Consider the following 12,278-nt stretch of genomic DNA (forward strand, 5'->3'; position numbering starts at 1 on the left):
ACCAAAACAAGCCTGCATGCACGCAACCTTGTGGGAGCGGGCTTGCTCGCGAATGCGGTGTGTCAGCCAGAGATGTTGTGACTAAAAGACCGCATTCGCGAGCAAGCCCGCTCCCACAGGAGATTTGTGCAAGCATAAAAAAAGGCGCACCACCCGTTGAGGTGGCGCGCCTTATTTGTGTAACGGCCGGGCTTAACTGCCCGCGACAGTCATCCGCTCGATCAACACCGAACCGGTGCGGATGTTGCTGCGCAGTTCCAGATCATTCCCCACCGCGACAATCTGCTTGAACATGTCGCGCATGTTGCCGGCGATGGTCACTTCCTGCACCGCGAACTGGATTTCGCCGTTTTCGACCCAGAAACCCGCCGCCCCGCGCGAATAGTCGCCGGTGACCATGTTCAGGCCATGCCCCATCAACTCGGTGACCAACAGTCCACGGCCCATACGTTTCAACAGCGCTGCCTGATCTTCATCGCCATGGGTGACGAACAGGTTGTGCACGCCGCCCGCGTTGGCGGTGCTCGGCATGCCCAGTTTGCGTCCGGAGTACGTACCCAGGATGTAAGACACCAACTCGCCTTTTTCGACGAACGGTTTGGCATAGGTCGCCAGGCCGTCGCCGTCATAGGAAGCGCTGCCCATGGCGCGCATCAGGTGCGGACGCTCGTCGATGGTCAGCCATTCCGGGAACAGCTTCTGCCCCAGCGTGCCTTCCAGGAATGAAGACTTGCGATACAGGCTGCCGCCCGATACTGCCGACAGGAAGCTGCCGAACAAACCGCCCGCCAGTTCAGCGGAAAACAGCACTGGCACTTCGCATGTCGGCACCGGGCGCGCGCCCAGACGGCTCGCCGCCCGCTGCGCGGCACGCTGGCCGATGCTCACCGGATCGGCGAGCAAGCTGCCCTGACGGCTGACGTCGTACCAGTAATCCCGCTGCATCTGGCCGTCGGCTTCGGCGATCATCACGCAACTGAGGCTGTGCCGCGTCGATGCGTAACCACCGATGAAACCGTGGCTGTTGCCATAAACACGGCAACCCTGATGGGTGCTGAGCGTGGTGCCGTCGGCGTTCTTGATCCGCGCATCGGCATCAAAAGCCGCCGCCTCGCAGAGCAAGGCCTTCTCGATGGCTTGCTCCGGGGTGATATCCCATTCGTGGAACAGGTCGAAATCCTTGATGTCTTTGGCCATCAATGCCGCATCGGCAAGACCTGACGCTTCGTCCTCGGAGGTGTGCTTGGCGATCGCCAGTGCCGCCGCGACCGTTTCACGAATCGCCTCTGGCCCGGTGGCCGAGGTGCTGGCCGAGCCTTTGCGCTGGCCAACGTACAAGGTGATGCCAAAGCCCTGATCGCGGTTGAATTCGACGGTTTCGACCTCGCGCTGACGCACCGAAGTCGACAGCCCCTGCTCCAGCGACACCGCAACCTCACAGGCGCTGGCGCCTTGGCGCCTGGCTTCAGCGATGATCTGCTCAACCTGTTCCTGCAGTGCCGGCAATGCCTGCGGGCCGACGCTTTGAACTGCACTCATGCTCATCTCCACTCAAATTCTGCTTTCGGCTGGGGTCATCGAGCGACCGGGCCGGACAAGCGGCCCCCGACTGGTTATCATGGCGGCGTTTCTTTGCGGACTGCCACCATGGTTGATTCTTACGACGACTCCCTCGATACGGGAGAAAAAAGCAAATCTCAGGTCAAACGCGAGCTGCATGCTCTGGTTGACCTTGGCGAGCGCCTGACCACACTCAAGCCCGACTTGCAGGCAAAACTGCCGTTGACCGACGCCTTGCGCCGGGCATTGGCCGATGCGCCCAAGCACACCGCGAACATCGCGCGTAAACGGCACCTGCAATTCATCGGCAAACTGATGCGCGACCAGGACACGGACGCGATTCTGACGTTGCTCGATCAACTCGATGCCTCCACTCGCCAGTACAACGAGCGTTTCCATAATCTGGAACGCTGGCGTGACCGCCTGATCGCGGGCGATGACGCCGTGCTGGAGAAGTTCGTCGTCGAGTATCCGGACGCCGACCGCCAACAGCTACGCTCCTTGATCCGTCAGGCCCAGCACGAGGTTGCGCAAAACAAACCTCCTGCTTCCAGCCGCAAGATCTTCAAATACATCCGTGAGCTGGACGATACACAACGCGGCCTGCGTTGATATTCGCCACCGGGTGGCCGCCCTGCGCGCCACCCGAAGCTCCACGTCCTCTTATGCGCCCGTGCCACCCACGGTGATCGCATCGATTTTCAGCGTTGGCTGACCGACACCCACCGGCACCGACTGCCCATCCTTGCCGCACGTGCCCACACCGCTGTCCAGCGCCAGATCGTTACCGACCATCGACACCCGGCTCATCGCCTCGGGGCCGTTGCCGATCAACGTCGCGCCTTTGACCGGCGCGGTGATTTTGCCGTCCTCGATCAGGTAGGCCTCGCTGGTGGAGAACACGAACTTGCCGCTGGTGATGTCGACCTGACCGCCGCCAAGGTTGGCGCAGTAGATGCCTTTCTTCACCGAAGCAATGATTTCCGCCGGATCGCTTTCGCCGCCGAGCATGTAAGTGTTGGTCATCCGTGGCATCGGCAGGTGCGCGTAGGATTCGCGGCGACCGTTACCGGTGCGCGCCACCCCCATCAGACGGGCATTGAGCTTGTCCTGCATGTAGCCCTTGAGCACACCGTTTTCGATCAGCGTGGTGCACTCGGTCGGGGTGCCTTCGTCATCGACACTTAGCGAACCGCGACGCCCGCTCAACGTGCCGTCATCGACGATGGTGCAGAGTTTCGAGGCAACCATTTCGCCCATGCGCCCGCTGTAGGCGGAGCTGCCCTTGCGGTTGAAATCGCCTTCCAGACCGTGACCGACCGCTTCGTGCAGCAGCACGCCGGACCAGCCGGAACCCAGTACCACCGGCAGCGTACCGGCCGGCGCCGGGATCGCTTCCAGATTGACCAGCGCCTGACGCAACGCTTCCCGGGCATAGCCCATCGCGCGATCTTCGGCGAGGAAATAACGGTAATCGGTACGTCCGCCGCCGCCATGTCCGCCACGCTCGCGACGGCCGTTCTGCTCGACGATGACACTGACGTTGAAACGCACCAGCGGCCGCACATCGGCGGCCAGGCCACCGTCGGTGGACGCGACCAGAATCCGTTCCCAGACACCGGCCATGCTCACGCTGACCTGCTGAATGCGCGGGTCGAGCGCGCGCGTGGCGACGTCGATGCGCTTGAGCAATTCGACTTTTTCGGCGCGGCTCAGCACTTCCAGCGGGTTGTCCGGCGCATACAGTTGGGCGACGTCCTGGGTGCTGAACGCCTGCACGGTGCCGTTCTGCCCGGCGCGGGAGATCGAGCGCGCCGCACGGGCCGCAGCGCCGAGGGCTTCGAGGGTGATCGCGTTGCTGTAGGCAAAACCGGTTTTTTCACCGGACTGCGCGCGCACGCCAACGCCCTGGTCGAGGTTGAAGCTGCCTTCCTTGACGATGCCGTCTTCCAGCGACCACGATTCGGAAATCTGGCCCTGGAAATACAGATCGGCGGCATCGATGCCAGGGCCGGCGAGATCGCCGAGCACACCTTGCAGGCTCTCGATCGTCACGCCACCGGGCGCCAATAGATGATCACTGACTGAGGACAACAACTCGCTCATAGGTTTACGCCTTAAATTCGTGTTCTGAAGCAGGCCGCTGTGCGCCCTGCGAGAAAAACCGCCGATGACGCGTCACCGGCATGCGCGCCCGAATGGACGCCTGTTCATCGCTGTCGCGAGCGGCCAACAACACCGCTTCGCCTTGATCCTGTTGGGCCAGTACGCGCCCCCACGGGTCGACAATTGCCGCATGGCCGAAGGTTTCGCGCGGTCCCGGGTGGGTTCCGCCCTGTGCGGCCGCCAGCACATAACATTGAGTCTCGATGGCACGCGCGCGAATCAGCACATCCCAATGCGCGGCGCCGGTCACGGCAGTAAACGCCGACGGTGCGGTAATCAATTCGGCACCGGCAGCACGCAATTCGCTGTACAGCTCCGGGAAGCGCAAGTCGTAACACACGCTCAGTCCGACGCGACCCACCGGCGTGTCCGCCACCACTACATTGCTGCCATAAGCATAGTCATCGGACTCGCGGTAACGACCGCGATTGTCCGCCACGTCGACATCGAACAGATGCAGCTTGTCATAGCGCGCGACGATCTCGCCGTGTTCGTTGATCAACAGCGAGCAGGCGTTGGCCTTGGCCGTGGGTTGCCCCAGCGGCGGCAAAGGCAATGTGCCGGCGACTATCCATAACGTGAGGTCGCGGGCGGTCTGTTTCAACCATGGCAGGATCGGCCCTTCGCCCAAAGCTTCGGCGCGGCCGATATCGGCGACGTCGCGACGACCCATGGCGGCGAAGTTTTCCGGCAGTACCGCGAGCTTCGCCCCGCCAGCGGCCGCCTGTTCAAGCAGGCGCCGGGCCTGAGCCAGATTGGCCAGCACGTCACTCTGGCTGACCATTTGAATCACCGCTAAAGACATGGCGAACTCCCAAAGAGGTAGGTGGCCATGCTACTCCATCGCTTCAAGGCCGGGCCGTTCAAAAAGGCTTGTCGAAGGTGATTTTCGGCTCTTTCCATGGGCCTTTGACGGTGTACTTCACACTGGCGAAGCGTGCCACGCGGTCACCGATCAGCTTGTCGATCAGGAACAACGCACCGCCGACCGCCGGTGCGCCGACGATCAGCGCGGCGATCGGCAGGTTATTGGTCACCGGCAACGTCACCAGCAATTTCGCATCCACCTTGTCACCCACCAGATCCAGCGTACCGTCCAGCTCAAGGTTGCTCGAAGGCCCGGTAAGGCGAATCGGTTCTCGCGTCACATAGACGCCGTTGTTCGCCACCAGCAGACCTTTGACCCGGTCATAGCTCAAGCCCTTGCCGAACAGGTCGGAGAAGTCCAGGCGCAGACGCCGGCCGATCGAATTGAAGTTGAGCAGGCCGAACACCCGCAGCGCCTGAGCGCCGCCCTCCACTTCAACGAACTGGCCCTTGTTCAGCGAGGCATCCAGAGTGCCGGAGAAGCGCTTGGTCGCCAGCCACGCCGGCGAGCCCGGCCAGCGGCCATCGACGTCCATGTGGAATTCTTCGCTGGTCACGCTCGGTGCGAAACCCCAGCCCTTGAGCACATCGGCGAGGTTCTTGCCGCCGATGCGGCCCTTGTACCAACTGCTGGTCGATCCCGGCGCGCCTTCCCAGCCGCCATTGCCTTGCAACAGGATGCCTTTGAGACCCATGTCGAGGTTGTTCAGGGCGATGCCTTTGGCGGTCGGCCGCACTTTCAGTGACCAGCCACCGACCAGATCCGGGCCGAGGAACAGTTGGTTGAGGGTAATATCCAGTGCCGGAATTTTCGTCGGATCGACCGAGGCCAGCGGGTCAGGCGCGTTTTCGTCGGCCTGCACCGCCGGGTCGGGGGCGGGCAGCTTGACGTATTGCAGAGTCACTGCAATCGGCACGCTCTTGGCGTCCGGCAGGCTGGCCGTGCCTTTGGCTTGCTGGCTGTCGAGCGCCAGATTCCAGGCTGCCGGCTTGCGATTGAGCTGCACCGAAGCCTGATCCAGCGTGGTGCCGAACGCGGTCAGCTTGCCAACCTTGAAGTCCGCACTGCTGAGTAGCTTGTTGGCGCTGCCACCGACATCCTGTCCGGCGTATTTATTCAGCACGTCCTGCCACGGTGCGACGTCCAGCTCCGACAGCACGCCACGTATGCGCAGGCCTCTGGATCCCGGCAGCAGCGCCTCGCCAGCACCAAGAAACAACTCGCCCCGACCGTCGGCAAAACTGGCCGGCGGCGCGGCGAAGGTGAAACTGGCGAGTTGATCGTAGCTGACCCAATAACGCCGCTCCTGGCCCTGCAAGGTCATGCGGAACACGGTGTCGCGCCCGACATCGGCGGCCATGCCGAACGGCGCCGGCAGATCCACCGCCACGCCCTTGAGGCTGGAATTGACCATCAACTGGCTGTCGGCGTCGTCGAGGGTCAATTGCAACTGATATGGAATCGTCCCGGACACCGGCAACGGCTGCGTCACGCCAAGCCAGTCGGTGAGTTTCTTGACTTCAACCTGCCCCGACGCTGCGACGCGGGTCCTGAGCTTGTTGGGGCTGCCGTCGGCAAAAATCTGCGCGCTCACCGGCTTGTCGAAAGCCCGCGCAGTGATGTTCTGCCCGCTCAAGCCTTTGGCGCTGTCGAAGCGAAAATCGCCCTTGAGCTGGGTCAGCTCCAGCGTCGGCTCGGCCAGCTTCAGTCGTGCGTTGGCGGTCTTGAAGTCGACGAGAATTTTCGGCTGATCGCCCTTGGCCAGCGGAACGTCCAGTTTGAGCTTGCCGCTCAGATCACCGGCGCCTTCCCAGCCGGCAAAGGTTTCGGCCGTACCGATCGGCGCTTCCTGAAGAATTTTCAAACCGTCGCCCAGACCACCGGCGAATGCGCCATCGAGCAGCAGGTGCGTGTTCTGCCCGGCGGGTACGTGGGGAATATTGACGAAGACATCGCTGACTTGCGTATCGAGCAACTGGCCCTTGCGGGCCCAGATGCGCACGCCGCTGTCTTCAATGAACACGTCACCGCTGACCTTGCTCACGTGCGGCCAGCCCGGCTGAAACGCCAGCTCGGCGTCATGCACCTTGAAAAACAGGCTGATGCTGCGGTCGGCCTCACCGGCATTCTTGCTCAGTGATCCCTGATACTGGAAGAAACCCTGATCCACCGCGCCCTTGAGAATCGCCGTGCGCAGCCATTGATCCAGCGCCGGGCTCAACACGGCGGGCAGGTATTTGGCCGTGTAGCGACCGTCTCCCTCGACCAGGCCGACGCGCAAGTCCATGTAGTCTTCCTGGCTATGGTCGAAGTGCAGGCGAATCAGGAAGTCGCCGGCAATCTTGCCCTCCTCGCCCAGCACTTTCAGGTAGGGCGCGATCAGGGTAAAACCGTCCTTGTCGAGCTTCCAGGTCAGCCGCGCATTGGCCTGCAGGTATTGCCACGGCTTGGCGAAAATCGGGTCGAGGTGCAGGACAAAATCCTTGCTGTCCAGGCGCAGCTCGCCGCCGTCGAGATTGCCGGCGAGGCTGCCGCTGACATTTCGCGCCGCTGGCGCACCGTGGTAGGCGTCGAAACCGACGTTATCCAGGTTGGCGGCAAAGCCGAATTTGTTGCCGTCGGTGGCGTTCGGGCGAAAATCCAGCAGGACATTGCGCAAGCCGCCGGTCACCTTCAAGCGCTCAACCGCCGTGGCGACACCCTGTGGCAACGGTCCCAGCGCATTGAGCAGCGGCGTGATCGGCGTCAGGTCGAGGCGGTCGGCCTGCAAATGCCAAAGCTCTTCAACCGTGTCGCTCGCCCGGGTCTGTTGTACCTGAACGCGGGACTCCCAGCGGGTTTCACCGAAGCTCATCGCCAGCGAGTCGAGGGTGATCGTCGCGCCTTTGGGGCTGTTCTGGTAATACGCATTCAGCGCCAGATTGTCGATCTGGATCGGTTTGCGCTCGGCGTAGGCACCGGTGACTTGCGGTGCATTCAGGCGTAGCGCAGCGCTTTGCAGGGCGCCTTCGGCCCAATTTACCCACAACTCACCGCCGGCCTTGATCCGGGAAAAATTCCACTGCTGTGTCAGACGCTCGGGCAACCACTTCGACCAATCGCTCTGCGGCAGGCTGGCGTATGCCTCGATGGCGCTGTTCTGCCATTGATCGGGACGAATTCGCGTGCGCAGGTTCAGCGCGACAGGCTGGCCGTCAGGCAGGGTCAAACGGGCATCGAGACGTTGGCGGCTGGCGCCGGTGTGCAGATTCAGCCCGACATAAGTCAGCGTCATTGGCGGGTGATCGAGCGGTTGCAAAGTGACCTGGCTGTCGAGCACCGACAATTGTCTGATCATCTGCGAACGCTGGAACAACTGGACCGGATCGAACGGCTGATCCTTCTGCACCGGCAGGCCTTCCAGTGCCCAGCTACCGTCTTCGGCTTCCTTGAGGCTGATCTTCAGGCCGTTGAGTTCGATATGCGCGAGGCGTACTTCGCGGGCCAGCACACTGGCCCACAGGTCCGGCACCACCCGCACGCGGTCCAGCCGCAACGCGTTGGCGCCGTCGCCGACCATCACGTCATGGGCCAGCAGGATCGGCGCGAAACCGCTCCAGTTGCCTTCCAGCTCGCCAATCTGCAACGGCATACCGAGGGCGGCGCTGGCCTTGTCTTCAAGATCGGCGCGGTATTCGGCCACCAGTGGGGTCAGCTCGCGGCCCAGACTGACGTACAAGGCCATCAACACCAGAACCAACGCGCACAGGCCCAGCCCCCAACGGGTGAGTGCGGCCAAAATGCGTGTCAGACGCTCCATGTCAGTTGGCTCCCATGGCAAAAATACTGCGAAAAGCTGAGGCCAGCCGCGTTGAATGAAAGGTGACGCAGGGCTTCAGAGCAGCACCACGTCATATTGTTCCTGGGAATACATGGTTTCTACCTGGAAGCGTATGGTGCGACCGATGAAGCCTTCAAGCTCGGCGACGTTACCGGACTCTTCGTCGAGCAGGCGATCGACCACTTTCTGGTTGGCCAGCACCCGATAACCCTCGGCCTGATAGGCCCGCGCCTCGCGAAGAATCTCGCGGAAGATCTCGTAACAGATGGTTTCGGCGGTCTTCAATTTGCCCCGTCCCTGGCAACTGCTGCACGGTTCGCACAGCACTTGTTCGAGGCTTTCGCGGGTGCGTTTGCGGGTCATTTGTACCAGGCCCAACTCGGTGATGCCGATGATGTTGGTCTTGGCGTGATCACGCTCAAGCTGTTTTTCCAAGGTGCGCAACACTTGCCGCTGGTGTTCTTCGTCTTCCATGTCGATGAAGTCGATGATGATGATCCCGCCCAGATTGCGCAGGCGCATCTGCCGGGCGATCGCCGTGGCCGCTTCGAGGTTGGTCTTGAAAATGGTTTCTTCGAGATTGCGATGGCCGACGAAGGCGCCCGTGTTCACATCGATGGTGGTCATGGCTTCCGCCGGGTCGATCACCAGATAGCCGCCGGATTTCAGCGGTACCTTGCGTTCCAGCGCGCGCTGGATTTCGTCTTCGACGCCATACAGGTCGAAGATTGGCCGTTCGCCCGGGTAGTGTTCCAGACGATCGGCGATTTCCGGCATCAGTTCGGCGACGAATTGTGTGGTTTTCTGGAAGGTTTCCCGGGAATCGATGCGGATTTTCTCGATTTTCGGATTGACCAGGTCGCGCAGGGTACGCAGGGCCAGGCCGAGGTCTTCGTAAATCACGCTCGGCGCGGCGATGGTCTTGATCTGTTCGTTGATCTGATCCCACAGGCGGCGCAGGTAGCGGATGTCCATGAGGATCTCGTCAGCGCCCGCGCCCTCGGCGGCGGTGCGCAGAATGAAGCCGCCGGCCTCCTTGATGCCTTCTTTGGCGACACAATCACTGACCACCTGCTTGAGGCGTTCGCGCTCGGCTTCGTCTTCGATCTTCAGCGAAATGCCGACGTGCGCGGTGCGCGGCATGTACACCAGATAGCGCGAGGGAATCGACAGCTGCGTCGTCAGGCGCGCACCTTTGGAGCCGATCGGATCCTTGGTGACTTGCACCACCAGGCTCTGGCCCTCGTGCACCAGCGAGCTGATGCTTTCCACCGCTGGCCCTTCACGCAAGGAAATCTCAGCGGCGTGAATAAACGCGGCGCGGTCCAGGCCGATGTCGACGAACGCTGCCTGCATGCCTGGCAGTACCCGGACGATCTTGCCTTTATAAATGTTGCCGACGATTCCGCGTTTTTGCGTGCGCTCGACGTGGACTTCTTGCAGCACACCGTTTTCGACCACTGCCACGCGCGACTCCATCGGCGTGATGTTGATCAGAATCTCTTCACTCATGGCAGGATCTCGTTCAGGCATGTTCACGGTAGTGGCCGCATCTGGATTTGTACGACGCTCAGGGCGTGTTCAGGTTTTGCCAACAGGGTATGCCGAAATGCCCCAACACCTCGCAGGTTTCGCACAGCGGCAGGCCGACCACGGCCGAATAGCTGCCATCGAGTCCGGCGACAAACACCGCGCCGAGGCCCTGAATGCCGTAGCCGCCGGCCTTGTCGCGCGGTTCGCCGCTGACCCAGTAGGCGGCGGCCTCATCGCGGCTGATCGGGCGAAAGCGCACCCGACTGCGCACCACCCGCGACTCGCAGCGCTCGCCTTCGAGCACGGCGATGGCGGTCAGCACCTCGTGCTCGTTGCCGGACAACATCATCAGCATGGCGCATGCGTCGGCTTCGTCCACCGGTTTGCCGAGAATTTTGCCGTCGAGCACCACTGCGGTATCGGCCCCCAGTACACAAAACGGCTGGTCGGCGGCGACCGCGCGGCGTCCGGCCTCAGCCTTGCCACGCGCGAGGCGTTCGACATAGGCCGAGGGCGATTCGTCAGGAAGCGGGGTTTCGTCGATGTCCGCGCAGATGGCGGTGAACCGCACGCCGATCTGCGCGAGCAGTTCACGGCGACGTGGCGATCCGGAGGCGAGGTAAAGCAGTTTCATCAAACCATCTCCCTGTTCAGTGCCCTGCTTCACCGGTTCAATAGATTCTGTAGCGTCGGCACATTCCGCGTAGAGCGAAGCTGACCCACGGCCAGAGCAAGGCGCTGACCAGTGCCGGCAGGACCAGCGCCAGGGTTGGCTGGCGATTGCCGGTCAAGGCGCTCAGCCACAGTTGCGCCAGTTGTGCGAGGCCGAAGATCACCAGGATTACCAGACACTGCTGCCACATCGGAAACATGCGCAGACGTTGTTGCAGTGACAGGACGAGAAAGGTGATCAGGGTCAGGATCAGCGCGTTCTGCCCGAGCAGGTCGCCCTGCAGAACGTCTTCGGCCAGCCCCAGACAGAATGCGGTGACCATGCCGACCGTGTGCGGCATGTACAGCGCCCAGAAGGTCACGAGCAAGGCCAGCCACAGCGGGCGGAGGATTTCCATGAAGATCGGCAACGGAGAAACGCTGAGCAGGATGCCGACGAAGAACGTCAGCCAGATCATCCAGCCGTTTCCGGATTTTTTCGCGCCGACCATTATTCTCGTCCCCCGGTAGTCGCTGGCGGTTTCGCCGGTGGTTTGCTGGCTGCCGGTGGTTTGGCCGCGGCGGGTGTGACTGCGGGCGCTGCGGCTTCGGCGGCAGGAGCTGGTGCTGTCGACGGCGTCGCGGGCATGATCAGCGGTTTCGGCACACTGGCCGGCAACATCGGACCGCCACCATGCGCGTCGAGCGTTTCCTGGGCCTGGGCCGCGTCATTGGCGCGCTCTTCGGCGGTACGGCTGTCGCTGAACACCAGCAGCAGATAGCGGCTGCGGTTCAGGGCGGCGGTTGGCACGGCGCGGACGATGGCGAACGGCTGGCCGGAATCGTGGATGACTTCCTTGACCGTGGCCACCGGATAACCGGCCGGAAAGCGCTGGCCGAGGCCGGAGCTGACCAGCAGATCGCCTTCCTTGATGTCCGCCGTGTCAGCGACATGGCGCAATTCCAGACGTTCCGGGTTGCCGGTGCCGCTGGCAATCGCGCGCAGACCGTTGCGGTTGACCTGCACCGGAATACTGTGGGTGGTGTCGGTCAACAGCAGGACACGTGAGGTGTATGGCATCAACTCAACCACCTGGCCCATCAGCCCCCGTGCATCGAGCACCGGTTGGCCGAGCACCACGCCGTCGCGCTCACCTTTGTTAATGATGATGCGATGGGTGAAAGGGTTGGGGTCCATGCCGATCAACTCGGCCACTTCGACCTTTTCGTTGACCAGTGCGGAGGAATTGAGCAACTCGCGCAACCGAACGTTCTGCTCGGTGAGGGCCGCGAGCTTTTGCATGCGCCCCTGCAACAGCAGGTTCTCGGTCTTGAGTTTTTCGTTTTCGGCGACGAGCTCGGTGCGGCTGCCGAACTGACTGGCGACCCCTTCCCACAACCGGCCGGGCAGGTCAGTGATCCAGTAGGCATCCATGAGCACCAGCGACGCTTGCTTGCGCGCGGGCTTGAGCAGGTCGAAACGCGCATCGACCACCATCAGCGCGACCGACAGCACGGCCAGCACCAACAGGCGCACGCCCAACGAAGGGCCCTTGGCGAAAAGCGGTTTAATAAGCCGCTCCTCCCAGGCAAATGTTCTGTTTATTCATACGGCATCAAACCGGCCTGGATGAAGACTGACAGAAGATAAACGCCAACAGGCAGCACTGCAAAGTGCTG

At 62.1% G+C, this 12,278-nt stretch carries 9 protein-coding genes; 1 reads left to right on the forward strand and 8 read right to left on the reverse strand.

The window, feature by feature from the left end; all coding sequences use genetic code 11:
* Window positions 1–192: 192 nt before the first annotated feature.
* Window positions 193–1,545 carry a metalloprotease PmbA gene (gene pmbA, locus HU739_RS13255; RefSeq protein ID WP_186547272.1) on the reverse strand — a complete coding sequence of 451 codons (1,353 nt, stop codon included), beginning with the start codon at window positions 1,543–1,545 and terminating at the stop codon, window positions 193–195.
* 102 nt (window positions 1,546–1,647) lie between these two features.
* Here pmbA and yjgA point away from each other — a divergent pair, with 102 nt between their 5' ends.
* On the forward strand, window positions 1,648–2,172 hold the full coding sequence (yjgA, locus tag HU739_RS13260) for a ribosome biogenesis factor YjgA (RefSeq protein ID WP_025109468.1): 525 nt from the start codon (window positions 1,648–1,650) through the stop codon (window positions 2,170–2,172).
* A 51-nt stretch (window positions 2,173–2,223) separates the two neighbouring features.
* Here yjgA and tldD read toward each other — a convergent pair whose 3' ends face one another.
* From tldD to mreC, 7 genes are all read right to left on the reverse strand, one after another.
* The gene (tldD, locus tag HU739_RS13265) at window positions 2,224–3,666 is read right to left on the reverse strand and encodes a metalloprotease TldD (protein ID WP_007961588.1); all 1,443 of its coding nucleotides are present in this window, start codon (window positions 3,664–3,666) and stop codon (window positions 2,224–2,226) included.
* Window positions 3,667–3,670: 4 nt separating this feature from the next.
* A complete protein-coding gene (locus HU739_RS13270; RefSeq protein ID WP_186547273.1) occupies window positions 3,671–4,531 on the reverse strand; it encodes a carbon-nitrogen hydrolase family protein in 861 nt (286 codons plus the stop codon).
* Between the two features lie 58 nt (window positions 4,532–4,589).
* Window positions 4,590–8,393: a YhdP family protein gene (locus HU739_RS13275; protein ID WP_186547274.1), complete on the reverse strand. Its 3,804-nt coding sequence runs from the start codon at window positions 8,391–8,393 to the stop codon at window positions 4,590–4,592.
* A gap of 75 nt (window positions 8,394–8,468) precedes the next feature.
* A complete protein-coding gene (rng, locus tag HU739_RS13280) occupies window positions 8,469–9,926 on the reverse strand; it encodes a ribonuclease G (protein ID WP_016771696.1) in 1,458 nt (485 codons plus the stop codon).
* Window positions 9,927–9,984: 58 nt separating this feature from the next.
* A complete protein-coding gene (locus HU739_RS13285) occupies window positions 9,985–10,581 on the reverse strand; it encodes a Maf family protein (protein WP_186547275.1) in 597 nt (198 codons plus the stop codon).
* Between the two features lie 37 nt (window positions 10,582–10,618).
* The gene (gene mreD / locus HU739_RS13290; protein ID WP_024011608.1) at window positions 10,619–11,110 is read right to left on the reverse strand and encodes a rod shape-determining protein MreD; all 492 of its coding nucleotides are present in this window, start codon (window positions 11,108–11,110) and stop codon (window positions 10,619–10,621) included.
* Entirely contained in the window at window positions 11,110–12,171 is a 1,062-nt protein-coding gene (gene mreC / locus HU739_RS13295) for a rod shape-determining protein MreC (protein WP_186547378.1), read from the reverse strand. Before mreC ends, mreD begins: the two co-directional genes overlap by 1 nt.
* Between the last annotated feature and the right edge of the window lie 107 nt (window positions 12,172–12,278).

The sequence above is a fragment of the Pseudomonas hamedanensis genome, assembly GCF_014268595.2.
GTDB lineage: Bacteria > Pseudomonadota > Gammaproteobacteria > Pseudomonadales > Pseudomonadaceae > Aquipseudomonas > Aquipseudomonas hamedanensis.

What these genes read in the sequence shown, in the direction of transcription:
- pmbA (WP_186547272.1), bottom strand. Translation starts at nt 1,545, where the DNA reads ATGAGCATGAGTGCAGTTCAAAGCGTCGGCCCGCAGGCATTGCCGGCA.
- yjgA (WP_025109468.1), top strand. Translation starts at nt 1,648, where the DNA reads ATGGTTGATTCTTACGACGACTCCCTCGATACGGGAGAAAAAAGCAAA.
- tldD (WP_007961588.1), bottom strand. Translation starts at nt 3,666, where the DNA reads ATGAGCGAGTTGTTGTCCTCAGTCAGTGATCATCTATTGGCGCCCGGT.
- HU739_RS13270 (WP_186547273.1), bottom strand. Translation starts at nt 4,531, where the DNA reads ATGTCTTTAGCGGTGATTCAAATGGTCAGCCAGAGTGACGTGCTGGCC.
- HU739_RS13275 (WP_186547274.1), bottom strand. Translation starts at nt 8,393, where the DNA reads ATGGAGCGTCTGACACGCATTTTGGCCGCACTCACCCGTTGGGGGCTG.
- rng (WP_016771696.1), bottom strand. Translation starts at nt 9,926, where the DNA reads ATGAGTGAAGAGATTCTGATCAACATCACGCCGATGGAGTCGCGCGTG.
- HU739_RS13285 (WP_186547275.1), bottom strand. Translation starts at nt 10,581, where the DNA reads ATGAAACTGCTTTACCTCGCCTCCGGATCGCCACGTCGCCGTGAACTG.
- mreD (WP_024011608.1), bottom strand. Translation starts at nt 11,110, where the DNA reads ATGGTCGGCGCGAAAAAATCCGGAAACGGCTGGATGATCTGGCTGACG.